This is a genomic window from Micromonospora hortensis (genome assembly GCF_022230935.1).
Lineage (GTDB): Bacteria > Actinomycetota > Actinomycetes > Mycobacteriales > Micromonosporaceae > Micromonospora > Micromonospora hortensis.
Window position 1 is genome coordinate 129067 of record NZ_JAKKFE010000033.1, and the last position, 21923, is coordinate 150989.

The 21923-nt window shown below is 72.4% G+C and carries 18 protein-coding genes and 1 riboswitch; of the genes, 11 read left to right on the forward strand and 7 right to left on the reverse strand.

Translation table 11 applies throughout. From position 1 onward, the window contains the following. Positions 1–39 precede the first annotated feature (39 nt). The 5 genes from NIE111_RS22805 (at position 40) to NIE111_RS22825 (ending at position 4888) form a co-directional block, all read left to right on the forward strand. Positions 40–1980, forward strand: a complete 1941-nt coding sequence (locus NIE111_RS22805) for an amino acid transporter (RefSeq protein WP_238686312.1) — start codon at positions 40–42, stop codon at positions 1978–1980. Between the two features lie 86 nt (positions 1981–2066). Then, positions 2067–2178, forward strand: a riboswitch (SAM riboswitch). 32 nt (positions 2179–2210) lie between these two features. Continuing rightward, positions 2211–2351 carry a hypothetical protein gene (locus NIE111_RS22810; RefSeq protein WP_238686313.1) on the forward strand — a complete coding sequence of 47 codons (141 nt, stop codon included), beginning with the start codon at positions 2211–2213 and terminating at the stop codon, positions 2349–2351. 99 nt (positions 2352–2450) lie between these two features. Beyond that, complete coding sequence (locus tag NIE111_RS22815) at positions 2451–3332, forward strand: ABC transporter substrate-binding protein (RefSeq protein ID WP_238686314.1); 882 nt, start codon at positions 2451–2453, stop codon at positions 3330–3332. 39 nt (positions 3333–3371) lie between these two features. Further along, positions 3372–4148, forward strand: a complete 777-nt coding sequence (locus NIE111_RS22820; protein ID WP_238686315.1) for an amino acid ABC transporter permease — start codon at positions 3372–3374, stop codon at positions 4146–4148. Next, on the forward strand, positions 4145–4888 hold the full coding sequence (locus NIE111_RS22825; protein ID WP_238686316.1) for an amino acid ABC transporter ATP-binding protein: 744 nt from the start codon (positions 4145–4147) through the stop codon (positions 4886–4888). The genes NIE111_RS22820 and NIE111_RS22825 overlap by 4 nt, the downstream gene beginning before the upstream one ends. Before the next feature lie 8 nt (positions 4889–4896). On the opposite strand, the gene NIE111_RS22830 is transcribed toward NIE111_RS22825, so the two are convergent. Further along, positions 4897–6474, reverse strand: a complete 1578-nt coding sequence (locus NIE111_RS22830; RefSeq protein ID WP_238686317.1) for a Na+/H+ antiporter — start codon at positions 6472–6474, stop codon at positions 4897–4899. A gap of 461 nt (positions 6475–6935) precedes the next feature. Next, complete coding sequence (locus tag NIE111_RS22835) at positions 6936–10277, reverse strand: ATP-binding protein (protein WP_238686318.1); 3342 nt, start codon at positions 10275–10277, stop codon at positions 6936–6938. Positions 10278–10416: 139 nt separating this feature from the next. Between NIE111_RS22835 and NIE111_RS22840 the strand changes: the two genes are divergently transcribed. The 3 genes from NIE111_RS22840 (at position 10417) to NIE111_RS22850 (ending at position 12508) form a co-directional block, all read left to right on the forward strand. Next, positions 10417–11295 (forward strand): alpha/beta fold hydrolase, encoded by an 879-nt coding sequence (locus NIE111_RS22840; RefSeq protein ID WP_238686319.1) that lies wholly within the window; start codon positions 10417–10419, stop codon positions 11293–11295. A gap of 368 nt (positions 11296–11663) precedes the next feature. After that, on the forward strand, positions 11664–12113 hold the full coding sequence (locus tag NIE111_RS22845) for a hypothetical protein (RefSeq protein WP_238686320.1): 450 nt from the start codon (positions 11664–11666) through the stop codon (positions 12111–12113). Continuing rightward, positions 12110–12508, forward strand: coding sequence for a hypothetical protein (locus NIE111_RS22850; protein WP_238686321.1), 399 nt, complete (start codon positions 12110–12112; stop codon positions 12506–12508). The genes NIE111_RS22845 and NIE111_RS22850 overlap by 4 nt, the downstream gene beginning before the upstream one ends. 42 nt (positions 12509–12550) lie before the next feature. Here NIE111_RS22850 and NIE111_RS22855 read toward each other — a convergent pair whose 3' ends face one another. Further along, positions 12551–14701, reverse strand: a complete 2151-nt coding sequence (locus NIE111_RS22855) for a hypothetical protein (RefSeq protein WP_238686322.1) — start codon at positions 14699–14701, stop codon at positions 12551–12553. A gap of 9 nt (positions 14702–14710) precedes the next feature. Continuing rightward, positions 14711–15628 (reverse strand): SDR family NAD(P)-dependent oxidoreductase, encoded by a 918-nt coding sequence (locus tag NIE111_RS22860; protein ID WP_238686323.1) that lies wholly within the window; start codon positions 15626–15628, stop codon positions 14711–14713. A 131-nt stretch (positions 15629–15759) separates the two neighbouring features. Here NIE111_RS22860 and NIE111_RS22865 point away from each other — a divergent pair, with 131 nt between their 5' ends. After that, the gene (locus NIE111_RS22865) at positions 15760–16581 is read left to right on the forward strand and encodes a helix-turn-helix domain-containing protein (protein ID WP_238686324.1); all 822 of its coding nucleotides are present in this window, start codon (positions 15760–15762) and stop codon (positions 16579–16581) included. Between the two features lie 25 nt (positions 16582–16606). Here NIE111_RS22865 and NIE111_RS22870 read toward each other — a convergent pair whose 3' ends face one another. The 3 genes from NIE111_RS22870 to NIE111_RS22880 all read right to left on the reverse strand — a co-directional run bounded on the left by NIE111_RS22870 (position 16607) and on the right by NIE111_RS22880 (position 19784). Beyond that, a complete protein-coding gene (locus NIE111_RS22870; RefSeq protein ID WP_238686325.1) occupies positions 16607–17374 on the reverse strand; it encodes a TetR/AcrR family transcriptional regulator in 768 nt (255 codons plus the stop codon). 86 nt (positions 17375–17460) lie between these two features. Further along, a complete protein-coding gene (locus NIE111_RS22875) occupies positions 17461–19095 on the reverse strand; it encodes an MFS transporter (protein ID WP_238686326.1) in 1635 nt (544 codons plus the stop codon). Further along, positions 19089–19784: an SDR family NAD(P)-dependent oxidoreductase gene (locus NIE111_RS22880; RefSeq protein ID WP_238686327.1), complete on the reverse strand. Its 696-nt coding sequence runs from the start codon at positions 19782–19784 to the stop codon at positions 19089–19091. The genes NIE111_RS22875 and NIE111_RS22880 overlap by 7 nt, the downstream gene beginning before the upstream one ends. A gap of 162 nt (positions 19785–19946) precedes the next feature. Between NIE111_RS22880 and NIE111_RS22885 the strand changes: the two genes are divergently transcribed. Both NIE111_RS22885 and NIE111_RS22890 read left to right on the forward strand, forming a co-directional pair. Next, positions 19947–21239, forward strand: coding sequence for a sensor histidine kinase (locus tag NIE111_RS22885; RefSeq protein ID WP_238686328.1), 1293 nt, complete (start codon positions 19947–19949; stop codon positions 21237–21239). Further along, positions 21227–21892 (forward strand): response regulator transcription factor, encoded by a 666-nt coding sequence (locus tag NIE111_RS22890; RefSeq protein ID WP_238686329.1) that lies wholly within the window; start codon positions 21227–21229, stop codon positions 21890–21892. Before NIE111_RS22885 ends, NIE111_RS22890 begins: the two co-directional genes overlap by 13 nt. The last annotated feature ends 31 nt before the right edge of the window (positions 21893–21923 follow it).

Below are 21923 nucleotides of genomic sequence, written 5' to 3' on the forward strand. Positions count from 1 at the left end.
CTCACGGTGACCGTGGGCGGGACGACGGGGGACGCGCCGGTGACTGCCGACAGACGCGCCGGCCGGTTGCGGGGGTGGCTGCTCGACGCCGGCTCCGACCAGGCCGTGCAGCACCCGGGGCCGCACGGGCGCCCGCCGGAGCACCGGCACCACCCGTGGTGGAAGGTGATGTGCCTGACCGGGGTCGACTACTTCTCCACGTTGGGTTACCAGCCGGGCATCGCGGCGCTGGCCGCCGGGGCGCTCTCACCGGTGGCGACCCTGGTGCTGGTGCTGGTGACTCTGCTGGGGGCGCTGCCGGTCTACCGGCGGGTGGCGGTGGAGAGCCCGCACGGTGAGGGTTCCATCGCGATGCTGGTACGCCTGCTGAGCTACTGGCCGGGCAAGTTGCTGGTGCTGGTGCTGCTCGGTTTCGCGGCCACCGACTTCATCATCACCATCACCCTCTCGGCCGCCGACGCGACGGCGCACATCGACGAGAACCCGTTCTGGCCGACCGGGCTCAAGGGTCACGAGGTGCTGGTCACGCTGCTGCTGGTGTCGCTGCTGGGCGCGGTGTTCCTCAAGGGATTCACCGAGGCCATCGGGATCGCCGTCGTCCTGGTGGCTGTCTATCTGACGCTGAACGCGGTGGTGGTGGCCGACGCGCTGTGGCGGGTGGCGACGCATCCGAGCGCGCTCGGCGACTGGACCACCATGCTGACCACCGGGCACGGCGATCCGTGGCTGGTGGTCGGGCTGTCGCTGTTGGTCTTTCCGAAGCTGGCGTTGGGTCTGTCCGGCTTCGAGACCGGGGTGGCGGTCATGCCGAGCGTACGGGGTGACCCGCAGGACTCGGAGGCACGACCGCTGGGCCGGATCCGTGGCGCCCGCCGGCTCCTCACCACCGCGGCGGTGATCATGAGCGTCTTCCTGATCACCAGCAGCGTGACGACCACCGTACTCATTCCGCCGGAGGCCTTCCAGCCGGGCGGGCCGGCTAACGGGCGCGCGTTGGCCTATTTGGCGCACGCCCACCTCGGCGAGGTGTTCGGCACCATCTACGACCTGTCCACCATCGGAATCCTCTGGTTCGCCGGGGCGTCGGCGATGGCTGGTCTGCTCAACCTCGTTCCGCGCTACCTGCCCCGCTACGGCATGGCGCCGACCTGGGCGCGAGCCGTCCGGCCGCTGGTGCTGGTCTTCATCGCCGTGGCGTTCCTGATCACGATCCTCTTCGAGGCCAGCGTGGACGCGCAGGGCGGCGCGTACGCCACCGGGGTCCTGGTGTTGATCACCTCGGCCGCGACGGCGGTGACGCTCGCGGCGCAGCGTCAGCGTCAGCGCGGCCGCACCATCGCGTTCGGAGTCATCGCGGTGATCTTCGTTTACACCACCGTGGCGAACGTCGTGGAACGCCCGGACGGCGTCAAGATCGCGGCCTGTTTCATCGGCGGGATCATCCTGGTGTCGGTGCTGTCCCGGGTGATGCGGGCCTACGAGCTGCGCGTCGACCATGTGGAACTGGACCACGCCGCAGCCGGCATGATCGACGAACGCGCCGGGCGACGGATCCGCCTCATCGCGCACGAACCCGACCGGCGCGACGAGGCGGAGTACCGCGCCAAGCTGGCGCAGACCATGGCCGACAACGACTTTCCCGACGACGGCGACGTCATCTTCGTCGAGGTCACTGTCACCGACCCGTCCGACTTCGAGACCGAGTTGCTGGTCCACGGCAGTGTGGTCGACGGCCGCTTCCCGGTGCTCAGCCTGGCCAGCTCATCGGTGCCCACCGCGCTCGCCGCCCTGCTGCTGGAGATCCGTGACCGCAGCCGTCGGCGCCCCCACATCTACTTCGAGTGGTCCGAGGGCGGCCCGACCCGCAACTTCCTGCGCTACCTGGCGTTCGGACAGGGCGCCATCGCCTCGGTGACCCGGGAGATCCTGCGCCGCCAGGAGCCCGACCCGCACCGTCGACCCCACGTGCACGCCGGCTGACCTGCGAGCCGACAGCCCGTCGCGCACCGTGAGCGTGGTCATAACGACTGGACGATCCACCCGTTCCTGCTGCTAGCCTCGGCGCAGGTCATGAGTGCCAGCGCGAAGCCCCGGCTCGCTGGCCGGCAACCCTCCTCCGCGGTGGGGTGCCCCGGGTGAAGACCAGGCACCGGCAGGACGTCGGTGCAAGCGTGGCCTGGCACCCAGGTCAGCACAGACCCGGGAGAACCATGAGCATCCTCAGCACCACCCCACCCACCGACGTCGCGGGCCCCCGCACCGGTCGGCCCTCGCCCGCACTGATCCGGCGACGGCACGTGGACATGATGCGAATGTGCAGCGCCGCCTGTCGTCGCGGCACCGCGCTCTAGCACCCCCTTCCCCAGCTCGTTCCCACCGGTACGCCCATCGGGCGCGCCGTCGGTGGCGCACGTCCGTGCGCGCCGAGACACCACCCTTCGGAGACACCAGTGCGACTCCTTCCTGCCCTGACCCGCGTCGCCGCCCTTGGCGCTGCCACGATCCTTGCCGCCACCGCCCTGACCGCCTGCGGCGACGACGGTTCGTCCGACGCCACCGCCAACCCGTACCGCCTGGCCCAGGCGGGTGTGCTGCGTGCCGGAACGCTGACCGACGCCCCGCCGAACGTGTACCTCAAGGACGGCACGTTCACCGGCTTCGACAACGACCTGCTGACCGCCGTGGCCGGCAAGCTCGGCCTCACCGTCGAGTTCGTCGGCACCGACTTCTCCGCGCTGCTCAGCCAGGTCAACAACCGCAAGTTCGACGTGGGAAGCTCCTCGATCACCATCACCGAGGCCCGCAAGAAGACAGTCGACTTCGGCAACGGCTACGACTTCGGCTACTTCGGCCTGGACGTCCCGGCCGGCTCGCCGATCACCGGCTTCGACCAGCTCACCGGCAAGCGGGTAGTGGTGGTGCAGGGCACCGTCCAGGACGACTACGCCACCGGCAAGCAGCTCAACCCGGTGCGGGTGCCGGACTACAACGGCGCGATCAACCAGCTCAAGGCGGGCACCGCCGACGCCTGGATCGCCCCGGCGGAGATCGGCGAGAAGTCGGCCACCGACAGCAACGGCAAGATCACCGTAGCGGCCAAGCAGCTCAGCCCCGCACCGACCGCGTACGCCGTGGCCAAGGGGAACGACAAGCTGCGCGAGGCGCTGAACAAGGGCCTCGACGAGGTCATCGCCGATGGCACCTGGAGCCGGTTGCAGGCGCAGTACTACCCGGGCCGGCCGATCCCGGCGGACTTCACGCCGGGCAGCGGCACTGTGAAGGCCCCGTCCGCGTCGGTCGCGCCGTCCGCGTCCGCGTCGACGGCGTCCTGAGCCGGTGACGAGCGAGCAGGGCGGTAGGAGGAGCGACCGATGGATCCGTTGAGCACCCTGTGGGAGACCTTCTTCGACTGGGACGCGATGCGCGAGGCGCTGCCCGAGATGCTGACCGTCGGGTTGCCCAACACGCTGATCCTGGCGGTCTCCGCCGCCCTGCTCGGCTCGGTGCTGGGCCTGTTGCTGGCCGTCGCCGGGATCTCCCGCAGCCGCTGGCTGCGCTGGCCGGCGCGGGTCTACACCGACGTGTTCCGAGGGCTTCCCGCCGCGGCGACGATCCTGCTGATCGGCGTCGGGTTGGCCCCGCTGGGCATGCAGGTCTGGGGGCCGGATCCCTACCCGCTGGGCATCCTGGCGCTGTCGCTCATCGCCGCCGCGTACATCGGGGAGATCTTCCGCTCGGGTATCCAGTCGGTGGAGGCCGCCCAGTTGGAGGGCGCGCGGGCGCTCGGCTTCTCCTGGGCCGACTCGATGCGGCTGGTGATCATTCCGCAGGGCATCCGGCGGGTGTTGCCGGCCTGGGTGAACCAGCTCATCGCGCTGATCAAGGACTCCAGCCTGGTCTACTTCCTCGGCCTGGTGGCCAGCCAGCGGGAGCTGTTCCGGATCGGGCAGGACTACGCGGCCACCACCGGCAACGAGTCGGCGCTGCTGCTGGCGGGGCTCTGCTACCTGGCGTTGACAGTCCCGCTGACGCACGTCGTCAACTGGATCGACAGGCGGCTGCGCAACGGTCGGCCGGCCACCGCGTCGACCGAAGAGGACGACGACGACATCATGTCGTACGCCGCGACGGAAGGAGATCGGCGATGACCACCGCCACGACGACCTCGGTCAGCCTCGACGTACGCGATGTGCACCTCGCCTTCGGACCGAACCGGGTGCTGCGGGGCGTCGACCTCTCGGTGCCCCGGGGCGCGACGGCGTGCGTCATCGGGCCGTCCGGGTCGGGCAAGTCCACCCTGCTGCGCACCATCAATCGGCTGATCGAACCGGACCGGGGCGACGTGCTGCTGGACGGGCGCAGCGTGCTGGACGACGACCCGGACGCCCTGCGGCAGCGGGTGGGCATGGTGTTCCAGCAGTTCAACCTCTTCCCGCACATGAGCGTGCTGCGCAACGTCACGCTGGCGCTGCGCCGGCTGCGCCAGCTCGGTGCGGACGAGGCGGAGACCGTCGCCCGGGCCCAGTTGGAATTGGTGGGGCTGGCCGGCAAGGCGAACTCACGGCCGGCGCAGCTCTCCGGTGGTCAACAGCAGCGGGTGGCGATCGCCCGCGCACTGGCGCTGCGGCCCGAGGTGATGCTCTTCGACGAGGCCACCTCGGCACTCGACCCGGAGTTGGTCAAGGGCGTCCTCGGGGTGATGGCCGACCTGTCCGCCGCCGGCATGACCATGGTGGTGGTGACCCACGAGATGGGCTTCGCCCGGCAGGTCGCCGACACCGTCGCCTTCATGGACCGGGGCGTGGTGCTGGAGGCCGGCCCACCCGAGGCGATCTTCGAACGGGCCGAGCATCCGCGGCTTCGCCGGTTCCTCGACCAGGTGCTCTGAGCCGACGATCACTCGTTGGGCCCACGCCCCAGCAGCCGGATCTCCTCGTTGTCCAGCGCGGATTGGAGTTCCTGAAGCACCAGGTCGTCGATCTCCCGGCTGTCGCGCAGTCGGGTGACCTCCCGCCTCTTGTGGGCGAGGACGCCAAGGCGCAGTCGGCGTTCCAGCCGGCGCTCCTCGGCGGTGTTCCCACCGCTCTCGTCGAGGTCCTCCAGATGCCGGCGGTACTCGGCCTCCAGCCGACGCACGGATTCGTCCTGAGCACCGATCTCCGCGGCGACCTGGGGAAGCGCGGCGAGGCCCACCTCGGTGGCCCGCCGCCGGGCGTTGCGGGCCTCGTCGACGCGTTCCGGGTCGCCCCTCAGCCCGGCCCAGCGCACCACAAACGGCAGGGTGGTGCCCTGAAGCAGCATGATCAGTACGATCACCAGCGCGGTGACGAAGATGATCAGATCGCGTTCGACCACCGGTTGACCGTCGACCATCACCGTCGGGACGGCAAGGGCGGCGGCCAGCGATACCGCGCCCCGGAAACCGGACCAGCCCGCGACGGTCCCCACCCGCCAGCCGGAGGGACCTCGGCCGTCGTCGTCCACCATCCGCCGGCGCCGCAGCCGCGCCGACTGCGCGGTGAGGTAGATGAAGAGCAGCCGGGTGCCGATCACCACCAGGGTGACCACCAGCACGATCACCAGAGCCCGCTCGGGCGAGGTGCTGGTGATGCTCCGGACCGCGCGGGGAATCTGCGTGCCGAGCAGGACGAACAACCCGCCGTTGATCAGGAACGTGGAGAGGTCCCAGAACGCGTACGCCAGCACCCGGGACCGGGCGCGGATCACCCGTGGGCCGGCGTAGGCCAACACCAGGCCGGCGACCACCACCGCCAACACACCGCTGGCGTGCACCGAGTCGGCGAGCAGGAAGGCGCCGAACGGGGTCAGCACGCTGAGTGCGCCTTCGCGCAGCGGATCGTCGAGCCGCTTGCGGATCAACACCACGGCGGCCCCCACCAGCAGACCGGCGACCACGCCGCCGACGCTGGCGCCGACGAACTCCTCGCCGATGCCCAGCACGCCCGGCTTGTCGCTGTGGCTGAGCAGACCCACGGCCACCGCGAAGACCACCAGCGCGGTGCCGTCGTTGATCAGGCTCTCCGCGTGCAGGGTGGTGAGCAGCTTCCGGGGCAGCCGCTTGGCCAGGCCGGTGACCGCTGCGGCGTCGGTCGGCGCGAGGACCGCGCCGAGCACCCAGGCGGCGGCGGGGTTCACGCCGAGCGCCTGCGCGGCGAACGACACGGTGACCATGGTGAGCACCACCAGCACCACGGCGAGCAGCCCGATCACCGGCAGGTTGGCCCGGATCTCGCGCAGGCTGATGGTGAGGCTCTCCCGGTACAGGATCGCCGGCAGGAAGATCAGCAGGACCAGGTCGGGTTCCAGGGTGACCTCGGACAGCGGCGGCGTGAGCCCGAGCAGCACGCCCAACGCGATGAGCAGGACCGGCGGGGCGACCCGGTACCGACCGCCGAGGGTGGTGCCGACGAGGACTGTGACGCCGAGCAGCACGATCAGGATGAGCGCCTCCACGCGTACACCCCCTCGGACCGTGGCCGACGGTGGACGCGCCGGTGGTTCCATCTGACCGCACCCGCCGGTGGGTTCCGGTGGAAACCGGCAAGTCGCCGGGTAGCCAGAGCGCGGGGTGCAGTGTCGTGGGGCACCAGAAGGGGCACCGGAAGAACGCGCGAGCTGGGGAGAAGGCTACGGGCTACTTCCCACGCCCGACTCGATCTGCCTCGTGATGTCGTCTGCGTCGCCGCGCGACAGGCGCCGCTCGGCGATTGTTCGCAAATCTTGGACACTTTCCGTTCGCACAAGACGGAAACTGTCCAAGATCTCGCGGTACGCGACCCCTGAAGCGGTGCGGCCGCCAGGCGGGGCGGTCGAGGTGCCGATCGGGATGGTCCAGGTGGACGTACGTCACCAACGGTGCTGCCCACCGCGCACATCCGCTCGGCGTCAGCGCAGCATGCCCTGGCTGACGACGCTCAGGTCGGGTCGCCGGCGCGGACACGCGCGGTGAGCGCGCGAGCGATCCGGCGGTGCTCGGCGGCTTCATCGTCGCGGCCCAGAGCAGCGGCCAGATCCGCGAGGTGCCCGGCTACCGGGCCGACGGTGACCACTCCACTCCCGGCGGCCAGTTCGGTGGCGGCCGGGCGGAGCGCGGCGGCGACGCGTTCCATGGTGGACCGGTCGTCAATGGCCAGCGCTGCCCGAGCGGTGAGGCACAGCCGCACCTCTCGCAGCAGGTCGTGCGGCCCGTCCGGCAGGGCCCGCAGCGCCGCCCGGGTGCCACCGCGGTCGCCGGCAGCGGCGAGCAGCAGTGGTCGGACCCAGGGCTCGTGCGGGCCCCAGTCCAGCCGCGCCCAGTCCTCGTCGTCCGGCCCGACAATCGGTCGCCGAACGGGAACCAGCCCGGCGTCACCTGCCGGCGGGGCGTCGCTGACGGCGTCAGCCAGCCGCAGGCCGAGCAGGGCGAGCGGCAGCAACCCCTGGGCCAGTCCCGGCATACCGTCGGCGGGCAGTTCTTCGGCGGCAGCACGGTAGGCGGTCGCCGCGGCGTCCCGGTCGCCGCCCAACGCCAGGCGCAGCGCGGCGTACCACCGGGTGAGGACACCGACCAACGGCAGCTCGTACCGTTCGGCGAGGCGGTCGGCGGCACGGGCGTGCGCGTCGGCGGCGGGCCGGTCGGCCAGCGCACAGTTGGCCTGGAGCAGGACGAGGTGGCCGAGCACCTCGAAGGTCACCAGGTGGTGCCGGGCGGCCAGCTCGACCAGTTCGAGGCCGATCCGGGCCCGCGTGTCGGCCAGACCGACGCGGTGGAAGGCGTGCATGAAGCGGGCGTTGAGCGCGAAGGCCACCAGCCCGGGATCGCCGATGTCGCGGGCGATCGTCTCGGCCTCGGCGGCGGCGCGACGGCCACGATCGGTGGTGGTGCCGCGTAGCTCCAGCGCGAGGGTGCTCAGCAGCCGGCTGCGCTGTGCCGAGCCGGTCGGGCCGAGCGCGGTCAGGGCGTGTTCGGCGGCGCGGACGATGTGCCCGGAGAGCAGGTCGTCGTCGTTGCGCGTCCAACTGGCGGGCACGTCGAAGCCCGCCAGGGCCTCCTGGATCAGCAGGGGGTCGCCGGTGGACTCGGCGACGGTGATCGCCTCGGCACGCCGTAGTCGCGCCTCGGCCAGTCGGCCCGTCACGGCCAGCGCCCGCCCCAGGCCGAGCAGCGCTGCCACCCGCCCACGCGGCTCGACCCCGCCGGCCCTGTCGTACGCCTCGATCGCCTGGCCCCACAGACGGGCCGCCTCGTGCGGGTTGCCGCCCCGTTCGGCCCGCTCGGCCGCCACCTGGGAGTACGTCGACGCCTCGGCGGCGTGGACCGGCCCGCCGGCGCGCAGCAGGTGGTACGCGAGAGCCGCCGGCTCGACGGGTTCCCGCTGTCGCAGCGCCTCGGCGACGGCCGCGTGCCAGGCGGCGCGGCGTGGTGCGGACAGGTCGGCGTAGAGCGTGTCGCGGACCAGGATGTGGGTGAAGCGCAGCCGCCCGTCGGACTCCCGTTCGGTGAGGAACCCGGCCGTCAGGGCGCGGTCCACGGAGTCCAGCGCTGTCGTCGGGTCACCGGCCAACGTGCCCAGCATGTCCGGGTCGAGGTCCCGACCGAGCACTGCCGCCTGCCGCAGCACGGTACGGGTCGAAGCGGGTAGCTGCGCCAACCGGTGCCGGATCACGTCGCGTACCCCGGGCGGCACGGCGGACAGCCCCGCCGGCCCCGTGCTCGCGTAGAGCTGGGCCAGCTCGCGGACGAAGAACGGGTTACCGCCGCTGCGCTGGTGGATCGACCGGGCGGTGGCCGGCTCCAGTTCCGCCCCGACGATGGCGCCGGCCAGCTCACCGGTCGCCGACGCGGGCAGGCCGGCGAGATACTCCCGGGCCGGCTCCAGCCGGGCGGCGCGGGCCAGGGCGGCGGTCAGCTCCGGGCTGATCTCGGTGGCCCGGTAGGTGCCGAGGATCAGCACCGTCCCGCTGACCGGCTGCGGGCCGGTGAGCAGTGCGGTCAGCAGGTCCAGGGTGTCGCCGTCGGCGCGGTGCAGGTCGTCGAGGACCAGCAGGACCGGCTCGCGGTCGGCGACCGTCGAGATCAGCGAGGCCACCGCGCGGTGTCGACGGAACCGCACGGTGGCGGGGTCAGCCGAACCGTCGGCCGAGCGGTCCTCCGGCGCGGCGGGGGCGACGACGGGCGCGGTGGGCCCGGCGAGCGTGTCGGTGATCTGGGTCCACGGCCAGGCTGGTGGGGCGCCCTCGTACTCCGGGCTGTGTCCCCACGCCGTGGTCCAGCCCTCGGCGGCGAGTCGCCGGGTCAGGGCCTCGGCAAGCGCCGTCTTGCCGGCGCCCGGATCGCCGCTGAGCAGGGCGAGCGTGGGCTGGCGGCGGCGGGACGCGGCCTCGGCGGAGTGTCGCAGCCGCTCCAGCTCCGCGTCGCGGCCGACGAAGGGGCGCTGCTCGGCCTGGACGGGGCGAACGGGTTCCCCGAGCCCGGGGGTGGCGGCCGGGGCGAGGTGCGGCGCCTGGGCCAGGATGTCGGCTTCCAGTCGTCGCAGCTCGGGCCCCGGGTCCACGCCCAGCTCGGTGACCAGGACGTGGCGGGCCTCTCGCAGTGCGGCCAGCGCGTCGCCCTGCCGGCCGGCGCGGTACCGGGCCGTCGCGAGCAGCCGCCAGGCGTCCTCGCGCAGCGGATGACTGGCCAGGTGTGCCGGTAGGTCCGCGGCGGCCTCGTCCGGTCGGCCCACCGCCAGGAGCGCCTCCGCCCGCCGCTCGACGGCCAGCATCCGCAGCTCGTCCAGCCGGTTGATCTCCGCGACCGCCCAGGACTCGTTGGCGCAGTCGGCGTACGCGGGCCCGCGCCAGAGCCCGAGCGCCGACTCGAGCGCGGCCAGGGCCGGCGCGGGACGCCCGGCCGCCAGCAGCCGGGCCGCCTCGCCGACGGCCGCCTCGAACTGTCCGGCGTCCACAGCGTCCGGGGCGGCCTTCAGCGCGTACCCGGGCGGCTCGGTGACCAGGATCCGGGGTGCCTGGCGGGGTGGCCGGTCGGGTTCCAGGGCCCGGCGCAGGTCGGCCACGAAGGTCCGGATCGCGCCGACCGCGCCGTCCGGTGCGACCTCCCACAGGTCGTCGACGAGACGATCCACCGGCACCACCCGACCGTGGGCGATCAACAGCCGGCCCAGCACCAGGCGCTGCCGGTGTCCCCGCAGGGGGACCGGGCCGCGCTCGGTCGCGGCGGTCACCGGCCCGAGTACGCCGAAGGTCACCGCGACGGGCGCCGGGAGCTGCCTGGTCATGGCACCAATCTAGGCCCGTGGCCCGACCGGCACTGATCCGACGCTGACCGGCTGCTGATCACCGCCGGGCAGGCTCGGTGAGGTACGACGGCGACGGGCCACCGCCCTCCGCCGGCACTGCTCACCAGGAAGGTTCCCCGTGGACCCGAAGATCAACGGATTCGACTACCGACGTGTCACCGTCGCCGACGGGGTGACGCTCAACGCCGCCGTGGGCGGTTCCGGCCCGGCGATCGTGCTGTTGCACGGCTTTCCGCAGACCCACCTCATGTGGCGGCACGTCGCCGCCGATCTGGCCGCCGACCACACTGTCATCTGCCCCGACCTGCGCGGCTACGGCGACAGCGACAAGCCCCTCGACACCGACGGCACGGAGTACGCCAAGCGGACCATGGCCGCCGACATCGTGGCGCTGGCCGGCGCGCTCGGTCACGATCGGTTCGCCTTGGCCGGGCACGACCGGGGTGCCCTGGTCGCGTTCCGCGCCGGCCTCGACCATCCGGCGGCGATCAGTCAGCTGGCCCTGCTCGACGTGCTACCCACGCTGGACATGTGGGACGTGCTGCACGGTGCCAGCGCCGCTGTGGCATTTCACCTCTATCTGATGGCGCAGCCGCCCGGCCTGCCCGAAGAGCTGATCGCCGGCAGCCCGGACGCCTTCTTCGGTCACTTCCTGGACGTCTGGACCCGTGATCCGGGCGCCCTGCCGGCGGCGGTGCGGGCCGCGTACCTGCGCGCGTCCCGCGACGCCGTTCCCTCGATCGTCGCCGACTATCGGGCATCCGCCGGGATCGACGTGACCCACGACGCCGCTGACCGGGCGGCCGGCAACCGGCTGCGGATGCCGGTGACGGTGCTCCAGCAGGACTGGGGCGCGGCGCTGGGCTACGACGCGGCGGCGGTGTGGCGGGCCTGGGCGCCGAGCTTGGACCACCAGACAGTGACCTGCGGACACTTCATGGCGGAGGAGGCCCCGGCGGAGGTGCTCCGGGCGTTGCGCGCCCTGCTCGTCCGTTGATCGATCGGCGACCCGGCCACCACTGTCACCCTGGGCAAGATATCCGACACTCCTTGTCACCGGGTGGCCGTGCGGCCGGGTCGCCGCGTCCCACCCCGCCCCACGCCTCGAAAACCGGTCACGAATGGGCTCTGACCTGCGGTAATGCCACGTTACACGAGGTGGACGGAAACCGGTCATCGGTGATACACAGGCAGATACCGGCAGCCAACGACGTCGCGTCGCTCCATCTTCTCGCCCAACGACCGTCCACAGGCACCGCACCACTGGGCTCCGCCGCACGGACCGCAGCTCCACAGTCGCGACCCACCGAACGGCACTGGCCCACCGGCCGCTGCCGGACGCCGGTCCTCGACCAAGGAGTTGCCGTGGGAAACCTACGAATCCGATCCCGCCACCAACCGTACGAGATAGCTGTCCTGGCCGCCGCACCGCTCTGCGGCATTCTCATGATGGCCCTCAACGTCCGGCCGACGTCCGTACAGACGTCGATGCCGCATCCCATCCAGGTCGCCTGGGAGTTGGGTCTGATCGCGGTGGGCGTGGGTGGACTACTGGGCATCCTCTGGCCCGGCCGGCTCTCCACCGGGCTCGGCCTCGAACTCGCGTCGGTACTGGTGCTCGGCACGCTCACCGGCATGTACTCGGTAGCCCTGTTGGTCATGTCGGGTCGAAATTCCATCGTCGCCACGTCGTTCGTGACAGCGGTGACGGTCGGGTCGCTCTGGCGGGCCGCGCAGATCGCCATCGATCTGCGTCGCCTGGCCCGAGCGTGCGAATTTGTGACCTACGAACAGTTGCAGGCAGGTGTCACGTGATTACCGCACCCGCACCGGCTGCACCGCACTGGGTGCAGGTGGCGCTCAGCGTGCTCGGCATCCTCGGCGGAGGCACCGGCTTGGCCGCCATCGCCACCGTCGTGGTGCAGCGCGGCAAGTTCAAGGCCGATGCCGCCGACACGCTCACCGAGGCCGCCCTCACGCTCGTGCAGCCGTTGCAGACACGGATCACCCAGTTGGAGGGCGAGGCGTTCAGCGCCCGGTCCGAGCTGGGCATGCTCCGCGAGCAGGTCAACCAGTTGCAGTTCGTGGTCCGGGTGCTCACCCGGACGCTGGACCGCTGGCGCGCTGCGATCCGCGCCCCAGACGCCACGCTGCGCAAGGTCCGTGCGACGGTGGCGGAGTCCGACCGGATTCCCGGGTTGGACCGTTGACCACAGTGGTGTCCCGCACCGCCCGGCCCACTGCCGGCAGGCTCAGCCAGCGCCACGAAGGCGTTCGGAGAGTTGGCGCACCGCCGCCCGGAACTCGGGGTCGGTCTCGCCCGGATGGTGCCCCCGCAGCGGCGGCGCAGACCGCTCCCCCGGCGCGGGCAGCAGGTTCGGTGGGTCCCGCAACCGCCTGTCGACCTGGCCCGCCGGATCGGCCGGGTCCGGGGGTGGATCGCCTGGGCGGTGCGCGGCGAAGATCCAGCCGCCGACCGGGTCGGTGTCCCGCCAGAGGTTGAGCCACCGCCACTCGACCCGCTCCCCCACCTCACGCAGCACCTCCTCGTTGAGGTAGGCCGGAAAGAGCCGTGCGTACAGGCGGTCCAGCGGCGACCCGTAGGTGAGCAGCGCGACCCGTTGACGTACGCGCGGGGGCAGCCGCAGCACCGCGAGAGCGAGCAGCGCGGAGCCGTGGCTGTGCCCGCAGAGCAACACACCGACGTGCCGTTCGGCCAGTTGGCTGATCCGGTCGGCCAGTTCCGGCACCGCGCGGTCGGCGTAGCTCGGTGGTGCGAACGGGTGCGCGGCCCGGGGCCAGAAGGTGCCCAGGTCCCACAGGATGCCGACGTGCCGGCGGAACCACGCGGTCCGGTAGGCGAACACGCCGCCGGCCACCAGCGTGAGCAGCAACGCGGCGAGGAGAAAACTGCCCCCGCTGAGCCCCATCTGGACGGCGCCGGCCGGCAGCCCGAGCAGTTGCCGGGTCAACTCCTCCGGTTCGCGCCCGGTACGCCCCACCAGACTCGTGGCCAGTCCGACCACCGCGAGCACCGCGTACGCGGCGGCCAGCAGGCCCAACCACTCGGTGAACCGAGCCCGGGCGATCGTCTTCGTGGCCAGCCGTAGCCGCCCGACCGCCTCCGGTGGCACGACCGGAAAGTCACGGGCGGTGATCGCCGCCGCCGCACGCCGCCGGCGCCGCCGCGACACGACCGTCAACGCGCCACACACCAGCACCGCCGCGACCACGTGCAGGAAGAACGCCAGCAGCGTCCAGCGGTACGGCGACGGTGGCCCACCGTCACCGCGGTAGCCACCGAGCAACTCCCCCGTCTGGTAGACGAGACCGGCGGAGAGCGCGCCGGTCAGGCCGACCGCGATGGCGGCGAGGACCGCCGCGCCCAGGCCACCCGGCAGCGCGGACCGGCCGCCCACCCGACCGCGCTGCCACAGCACCACCGCGCTGAGCAGCACCAGCAACATCATCTGGCCGAACAGCGCCACAGCCGCGAGCCCGTCGTAGCCGGGAAGCCCGGTCGCCGACGACCAGTCGCGCCGGTCGCTCGCCACCGTGGCGAGGGTCACCACGCTCAGGACGGCCGCCACGACGCCCGCCGTGCGGGCGGTCCAGGTGGCAGTTCGCGCGGTAGCCGCCCGGTCGATCAGTCCCGGAGCGGCGAGCAGACCGACGCAGGTCAGCAACACCGCCGCGCTGAGCGCCAGCAGCAGGGTCGTGGAGAACGTCGCGCCGCTGGCACGACGGGCCGTGAGCAGCACGACATCGAGTGCGGCGAGGGCTGCGGCCACGTGGATCGCGCGCAGCCGGTGCACCAGGGGCTCCACGGCCCACAGTGGGTTGTCGGCCGGGCCGGACCGACGGGTGCCGAGCAGGCGCAGGAGCGCAATGGCGGCGATCGGCAGGAACGCCAGCACTGCCAGTCGCTGCCCGACGTGCCGGCCGTCGAGCCCGGCCATGGTGTCGAAGGGCGGGCGGCAGCGGGCCGCACCGAGACACTGCCAGGCGAGCAGGTCGAGGGCGACTCCGGCGATGGACACCACGTACAGCACTGTGAGGTTGAGTGCGAGGAGCCGACACAGCACGCTGACCGCAGCGGCGCGGCGGCGGCCGGTCGGGCGCATCCACACGGCCACGTTGCTGAGCATGAACGGCAGGAGGAAAACCATGGCGAGGGTCCGGCCGACGGTGCCCGAGGGCAGGTCCCCCCAGCGGTACGCCTCCAGCGTCACCCCGTCCGGGCCGACCCCGTCCGACCCGGCGGACCGGTGGAAGCCTCCGCTGCCGTCGCCGGCGACCTGCCGGACCTGCGGCTGGTCGAGGATGACCGTCGGGTCCGCCCCGGACACACCGTGCACCCGCAACTCCACCACGTCGTCTCGTCGCGGTTGGTCGCCGGCCATCGCCATCCTTCAGGCGATCAGGCCGGACGCCACGGTCCAGAGCCGCTCGGCGTTGCCCGGATCGACCGCGTACGCGGCCACGCCGCTGTAGTCGGCGGGCCGCTCGGTGACGACCGGGGCCTCGGCGCAGTCCTCGAAGTAGCGACCGCCGACGCCGTCCAGCAGCGGGGACGCCGCGAGTAACACCGAGGTCGCGGCGCCCTGTTGCGGGGTCTTGTGCATCTCCTTGGGCGACTTGAGCCCACCGGTGTGCTTCTGCAGGCCGGTCGCGATGGCGCCCGGGTTCAGCGCGTTGGAGTAGATGCCCTCGCCGGCCCAGCGGCGGGTGGCTTCCACGGCGAGCAGGGCCTCGGCGCTCTTGGACTGCCCGTAGGCCAGCAACGGGTCGTACGGCCGGAACGCGAAGTGCAGGTCGTCGAAGATCACCGGGGAGAAGAGGTTGCCGCTGGAGCTGACCGACACCACCCGGGCGCCGCCGGCCGCGGCGAGGGCGTCGTGCAGGCCGACTGTCAACGCGAAGTGCCCCATGAAGTTGGTGGCGAACTGCATCTCCCAGCCCTCGGCGGTGCGCTCCAGCTCGGGCAGCGCCATGATCCCCGCGTTGTTGACAAGGATGTGCAGCGGCTGGTCCCAGCCGGCGACGAACTGGCGTACCGACGTCTGGTCGGCCAGGTCCAGCGCACGGACGGTGACCCGCTCCGCGCCGATGCTGGCCGCGATGTCGGCGGCGGCCTGCTCGCCCGCCGCGACCCGGCGGACCCCGAGCACGACCTCGGCGCCGGCGGCGGCGAGCGAACGGGCCGTCTCGATGCCGATACCGGCGGCGCCGCCGGTGATGATGGCCCGCTTGCCGCTCAGGTCCACCCCGGCGATGACCTCGTCGGCGGTCGAGGCGAAACCGAAGGGGGTCGTGATGCGCTCTGTCATTGCTGTCCCGTCTCCCGATCACGCTTACTCCGACACTGTCACCCCGGCGGCAGGCGGTAGCCGGTTCCCTGTTTTTCCTGGTAGTGGCAGGACCAGGCTGGGCGGTCCGTGGCGGCTCCTACGATGGGCGGGTGAGCACGGCCGGCCCGCTGGGCGAATACCTGCGTGCCCGGCGCGAGCTGATCGGGCCGGGTGACGTCGGCCTGCCCGCGCATGGCCGTCGGCGGGTGCCCGGCCTGCGCCGCGAGGAGGCGGCACTGCTCGCCGGCATCAGCGCCGACTACTACCTGCGGTTGGAGCAGGGGCGTGACCGGCACCCGTCGACGCAGGTGGTCGAGGCGCTGGCCCGCGCGCTGATGCTGGACGCGGACGCCGCGGCGCACCTGCACGGTCTGGCCCGGCCGGTGCCGGCCCGCCGGGTGGCGCGACCCTCGGAGCGGGTGCCGGTGGGCATCCGGCAGTTGGTCGGTTCGTGGGCCGAGACGCCCGCCTTCGTGCACGGTCGGCACCTGGACGTGCTGTTCGCCAACCCGGCCGCGACCGCGCTGGCGCCGATCTTCACCACCGGGGTGAACCTGCTGCGCGCGGTCTTCCTGGACCCGAGCGTGCCGGCGCTCTACCCGGCTCTGACTGCGGTCGCGGCCAACGCGGTGGCTGGTCTGCGCGCACAGGTCGGCCCCGAGGTGGACGATCCCCGCCTCATCGAGCTGGTGGAGGAGCTGACGGCCGGCAGCGAGCGGTTTCGGCGGTTGTGGGCCCGGCACGACGTCACGGCCCGTGCGGGCGGCGGGGTGCGGGTGTTCCAGCACCCGGAGCTGGGCGAGTTGGCGCTGCGCTACGAGAAGCTCACGATCAGCGGCACCACCCAGTCGCTGGTGGTCTATCACGCCGAGCCGGGCAGCCCGTCGGCGCGCTCGCTGGCCCGGCTGGCTCGCCGGGCGGCACCGCCCTAGCGTCGCCGTTCCCGAAGCGGGCCGACTATCGGTTGGCCGCCCGCTCGGCGACCACCACCGAGATCCCGTCGAGAACACGTTGCAGACCGAACTCGAACGCGTACTCGGGGCCGTACGCGGCGCCGTGCTGCTGGCCGGCCGCGGTGCCGACCCGGGACGCGGTCGGGTAGGCGCCGGGCTTCAGGAAGGTTTCCAGCCAGGGCGCGTGCGACTGCCACCACTGACCGTCGGTCATGCCGGTCTCGCGCTCCAGGTCGACCACCTCGGAGGCGGCTCGGGCGGCGCTCTTCACGTGGCCCAGCACGAGGGTGAGCACCGCGTCGACCTCGACGTCGGTGAGCCCGATGTCGACGATCGTGCCGAGCTCGTAGTCGTACTTGGCCATCAGGTGCGGGCCGAGCACCGGTCGGGTCGTCTCGGCCCGCAGCATCCAGGGATGCCGCTGGTAGAGAGCCAGATTGTCGCGGGCGATCCGTTCCAGCCGGGTCCGCCAGTCGCCCTCGACGGTGGGGCGCGGCATCTCGCCGTACGCGGTGTCGATCATGACGGCGACGAGTTCGGCCTTGCCCAGCACGTAGGTGTAGACCGACATCGTGCCGACCCCCAGCGCCTCACCGACCCGGCGCATGGTCAGCGCGTCGAGCCCTTCGGCGTCGGCGATGTCGATCGCGACCCGGACGATCCGGTCGACGCTGAGCGCCGGACCGGCGCTGCGGCTGGTCGGCTCCCGGGTGCGCCAGAGAAGGGCCAGGCTGCGGGCCGGGTCCGCGGTCGCCTTGCGCTCACTCGCCATGGTGCGGCCATCCTAACAACGAGGCCGTACGCGGTACGGCCGCGCCGGCCCGCTCCCGGGGGTCCGTGGTCGCGCCAAGGGGTGCGTCAGAGCGCCTCGCGGTCGTCGGACAGCGTCGGGCCGGCGGCGGCGGGCACCAGGTGTCGGACCTCCGGCTCCCCGTCGGTCAGTTCCCGGGCCCGTTGCTCGGCCGCGCGGTCCTCACCGGTCAACCGGCCGCCGTGCTGGCGCAGGTGCTCGTCCCAGGACGGCACGAGATACACCTCGACGAACCGGTCCACCGTCTCGGCCGGGCGGAACAGCCCCCAGCGCATCGCGCCGGTCCGTTGCCGCGCGCCACGCACCAGGTCCATCGCCGCGAGGAACCGTTGGGTCCGCTCCGGCCGGACGGTGTACTGCACGGTCACCAGCACCGGCCCCACTCCCGGGTCCGGCTCGTGCGCCAGGTGCAGTTGCGGCCAGTAGGCCGCCGGTTCCCGGTCCACCGACCGCAGGTCCGGCAACGGCCAGATCCGACTCGTCAGGGTGCCGACGAGCATCAGCGCCGCCGCCGCCAGGTACGCGAGGAGCAACCCGGCCATCTCGGCCACCAGACCCCAGAGCAGCGCGCCGGCGGCCTGCCCACCGGCGAAGCACACCTGGTAGACGGCCAGGCCCCGGGCCCGCACCCAGCTGGGCAGGAAGAGCTGCATCTCGGCGTTGACGTTGGCCAGCACCGTCACCCAGGCCATCCCGGCGGGCAGCAGGGCCAGCAGCACCAGCGGCACCACCCGCACGGTGCCGACCACTGTCAGCGCCACTGTGAACAGCGCCCCGGCGATCAGCAGGAGCTGGTTGGCGGACAGCCGGGTGCGGATCACGGCCAGCAGCACCCCACCCGCGATGGCGCCGACGCCGAGGGCGGCCAGCAGCACCCCGTACCCGCCGGAGCCCAGCCCCAGTCGCCGACTCGCCACCAACGGCAGCAACGCCCAGAGCGCACTGGCCGGGACCACGAAGACCAGCGCACGGCGCAACAGCCGGCGGACGGTCGGCGAGTGGCGTACGTAGCGGCTGCCGGCGCGCAACGCGGCGGTGAACCGCTCCGGCACCTCGACCGCGCGCGCGTTGGCGGGCCGCCAGCGCCACAGCGCGTACGCGAAGATCCCGAAAGCGACCGCGTTGATACCGAAGACCGGGGCGACGCCGGTACGGGCGATCAGCACGCCGGCCACCGCGGGCCCGACCGCCCTCGCCACGTTCACGCTTATCGAGCCGAGCGCGGACGCCGACCGCAGTTGGTCCTGCGGCACCAGCTCCGGGATCACCGCCGCCCAGGCCGGCAGGGTGAGCGCCTGCCCTACCCCGAACGCGAAGGTGAGGGTCAGCAGCAGCGCCGGTGGCATCCGACCGGTCAGGGTGAGCAGCGTCAACGCCACCGCCACCGCCACCAGGAACAGCTGCACGGCGATCAGCAGGTGCCGGCGGTCGAAGCTGTCGGCCAGCACCCCGGCGGGCAACGCCAGCAGCAGCACCGGCAGCAGACTGGCGGTCTGCACCAACGCGACAAGGGTGGAGGCGTTGGAGTGGTTGATCAGCAGCCACTGCGCGCCGACGGTCTGCATCCAGGTGCCGATGTTGGCGGCGAGCAGGGCCAGCCACAGGTTGCGGTAGACCGCCGTCCGCAGCGGCGCCCAGGCAGAGGCCGGACGGTCGGCGGGTCCGGCTGCGGCCGTCACCACCGCCCGTCCGCGCGCAGCACGCGCTCACCGGAGACGTAGAGGTCGTCGGGTTCGAGCAGCAGCAACCGGACGACCTCGGTGGCGACCTGTTCGGGCATGGCGTACACCTCGTCCAGGAACTCGGCGCCCACCCGTTCCTGTAGCCGCGTCGGCATCGGCCCGGGATGCAGCTGCATCACCTTGACCCGGTTGCTGTGCTGGGCCTCGGCCAGCGAGTCGACCAGGCTGTTGCCGTAGCTCTTGGTGGCCCGGTAGACGGGGATGCCGGGCCGGGGGGCCGCCAGGGCCAGCGCGCCGATGTAGACGACGTTGCCGTGGCCCTGCCGGTGCAGGTGCTGCACCGCCTCCCGCAGCAGGTACGTGATGCCCAGAACGTTGATCTCCACCGCCCGGCGGATGTGTTCCACCGACAGGTCCCCCAGGTCGCCGCCCGCCCACATGGAGGCGCAGGCCGCCACCCCGTCGATGACGCCGTAGCGCTCGACCACCTCGGCCAACCCGTCGCGGACCTGCTCGTAGGAGGAGATGTCGCAGACGGCGCCGTCGCAACCCAGCTCGTCGGTCGCGGCGGCGACCTCGGCCGGAACGTTGCCGAACACCACCACCTGATGCTCGTCGACGAGCAGTCGGGCCACAGCGAGGCCGAGACCGCTGGTCCCGCCGACTACCACGAAGGTTCTGGCACCCATGTCTCTCCAGCCGCCGCCAGCACAGGTCACGCGGGCCGCGCGACGGCGCGTTCTTCCCGTTTTCGGACCCGGCACACCCGTTCGCCGGTAGTGCTGGGCATACCCCGAAGAGTGGATCTGGACGGCTGGGGCACCCGGTCGCTCCCGATTAGCGTCTTCTGCATGACCACGGAACACCCTTCGCACCTGGCCGAGGCGCTGCGCCGTCGCCGCTGGCTGATCTCCGCGTGGCCCTGGCGCGCGCTGGCCTACCTGGTGACCACAGTGCCGATCGCCGGCGTGCTCGGTGTCGGGCTGCTCGTCATCGGCGCGCCCCTGCTGGCCGCCGCCAACAGCCTCCGCCTGCACGGCCGACCGCCGAGCATCGCGCTGATGCTGTTCCTGGCGACCGGCAGCCTCACCCTGTTGGCGTTGGCCCCGCTGGTGAGCTTCCCGGTGGCCGTCGTCGAACGGTGGCGCGTCGGGCTCGTCGACGGCCGTCCGCTGGCACCGTCGCCGTGGCCGGGCCTGGTCGCCCGCTACCGCAGCGCCGCGACCTGGCGGGAGGTGGCGTACCTGTTCTGGCTGGGCGGGTTCGCCCCGGTCGCCTACTGGGTGTTCCTGGTGCTGGTGCTGCTCGACCTCGGGATGATCACCAGCCCCTGGCTGGCCGGCGACGCCAACCAGCCGGTCGTGATCTGGCAGCCGATCGACAGCACCGGGGAGGCCATTCCGTACGCGATAGTGGGGGTGCTGCTGATCCCGGTCCTCTGGTACGCCGTCGGTCTGCTCGCCGCCGTCCAGGCAGCCGTGGCCCGGTGGTTGCTGGCCCACCCGGTGGACGCGGCGGCGCTGCGCGAGGTCACCCGCTCCCGCACCCGACTGGTCGGCGCGTACGAGGCCGAACGCCGCCGCATCGAGCGCGACCTGCACGACGGCGCACAGCCCCGGCTCACCAGCCTCACCCTCCAGCTGGGGCTGGCCCGGCTGGACGTACCCGAGGACTCCCCCGCCTCCCGACCACTCGCCGTGGCGCACGACCAGGCCCGGGGGCTGATGGTGATGCTGCGGCAGTTGGTGCACGGTATCCGCCCGCAGAGCCTCACCGATCTGGGCCTGGCCGGGGCCGTACGCGAGCTGGCCGACGCCGCCACCATCCCGGTCGTCGTGCACGCCGACCTGCGCGACGAGTTGCCGGAGATCGTGGAGACGACCGCCTACTTCGTGGTCTCCGAGGCGCTGGGCAACGTGGCCCGGCACTCTCGGGCGACCCGTGCCGACGTACGCCTCACCCGGGCCGGCGGTGATCTCGTCGTCGAGGTGGCCGACGACGGCCACGGTGACGCCGACCCGGCCCGGGGTACCGGCCTCACCGGGCTCGCCGACCGGGTCGCCGCCGTGGACGGCCGGCTGCTGCTGTCCAGCCCGCCGGGCGGGCCTACAGTGGTCCGGGTGGAGTTGCCATGTCGTCGGTGACCCGGGTGGTGCTCGCCGAGGACGAGGTGCTGCTGCGGGAGGGTCTGGTCGCGCTGTTGACCCGCTTCGACTTCACTGTGTGCGCGGCCGTCGGCTCCGCACCGGACCTGCTGACGGCGGCCCGCGACCACAAACCGGACCTGGTGCTGACCGACATCCGGATGCCGCCGGGCCACCGCGACGACGGGCTGCGCGCGGCCGTGGCGCTGCGCACCGAGCGACCTGATCTGCCGGTCGTGGTGCTCAGCCAGTACGTGCAGACCGGGTACGCGGCGGCGCTGCTGGACAGCGGCGACGGCCAACGCGTGGGCTACCTGCTCAAGGACCGGGTCGCCGAGGTCACCGAGTTCGTCGACACGCTGCGCCGGGTCGCCGACGGCGGCACCGCCATCGACCCGGACGTGGTCCGGCAACTGCTGCACCGCCCCCGCGACCCGCTCGCCGCGCTGTCCGCCCGGGAACGCGAGGTGTTGGCGCTGCTCGCCGAGGGACGGTCCAACGCGTCGATCGCCGGGCGGCTGCACGTCAGCGAGGCGGCGGTCGGCAAGCATGTCGGCAACATCCTGCTGAAGCTCGACCTGCCCCCCAGCGACGACACCAACCGTCGGGTGCTCGCGGTTCTCACCTACCTGCGCGCCGACCCGGTGAGCTGACGGGCCGAGATCGGGCCCGACCGCCCCCGGC

Bases quoted from the DNA above. Each gene is read 5' to 3' on its own strand.
- NIE111_RS22810 (WP_238686313.1), top strand. From the start codon at position 2,211: ATGAGCATCCTCAGCACCACCCCACCCACCGACGTCGCGGGCCCCCGC.
- NIE111_RS22820 (WP_238686315.1), top strand. From the start codon at position 3,372: ATGGATCCGTTGAGCACCCTGTGGGAGACCTTCTTCGACTGGGACGCG.
- NIE111_RS22825 (WP_238686316.1), top strand. From the start codon at position 4,145: ATGACCACCGCCACGACGACCTCGGTCAGCCTCGACGTACGCGATGTG.
- NIE111_RS22835 (WP_238686318.1), bottom strand. From the start codon at position 10,277: ATGACCAGGCAGCTCCCGGCGCCCGTCGCGGTGACCTTCGGCGTACTC.
- NIE111_RS22855 (WP_238686322.1), bottom strand. From the start codon at position 14,701: ATGGCCGGCGACCAACCGCGACGAGACGACGTGGTGGAGTTGCGGGTG.
- NIE111_RS22860 (WP_238686323.1), bottom strand. From the start codon at position 15,628: ATGACAGAGCGCATCACGACCCCCTTCGGTTTCGCCTCGACCGCCGAC.
- NIE111_RS22870 (WP_238686325.1), bottom strand. From the start codon at position 17,374: ATGGCGAGTGAGCGCAAGGCGACCGCGGACCCGGCCCGCAGCCTGGCC.
- NIE111_RS22880 (WP_238686327.1), bottom strand. From the start codon at position 19,784: ATGGGTGCCAGAACCTTCGTGGTAGTCGGCGGGACCAGCGGTCTCGGC.
- NIE111_RS22885 (WP_238686328.1), top strand. From the start codon at position 19,947: ATGACCACGGAACACCCTTCGCACCTGGCCGAGGCGCTGCGCCGTCGC.
- NIE111_RS22890 (WP_238686329.1), top strand. From the start codon at position 21,227: ATGTCGTCGGTGACCCGGGTGGTGCTCGCCGAGGACGAGGTGCTGCTG.